General features: G+C 46.5%; 2 rRNA genes. Both read left to right on the plus strand.

Features of this window, described 5'->3' with window-relative positions:
- Positions 1–90: ribosomal RNA gene (locus ACN6NE_RS31325) — 23S ribosomal RNA — on the plus strand; the annotation flags it as partial.
- 63 nt (positions 91–153) lie between these two features.
- A 5S ribosomal RNA gene (rrf, locus tag ACN6NE_RS31330) occupies positions 154–245 on the plus strand; the annotation flags it as partial.

The following is a 245-nucleotide window of genomic DNA, read 5'->3' on the forward strand; positions in this document are numbered from 1 at the left end:
CCCTGAAAGATGATCAGGTTGATAGGTCAGAGGTGGAAGCGTGGCGACATGTGTAGCTGACTGATACTAATCGATCGAGGACTTAACCAAAACTTTAAAAGCGTAAGCTTTACTCAGCAAACTGTTATCTAGTTTTGAGAGAGCAATCTCTTGTCTGGTGGCGATAGCGAAGAGGTCACACCCGTTCCCATACCGAACACGGAAGTTAAGCTCTTTAGCGCCAATGGTAGTTGGGACTTTGACCC

It is taken from the genome of Priestia sp. 53B2 (assembly GCF_056099005.1).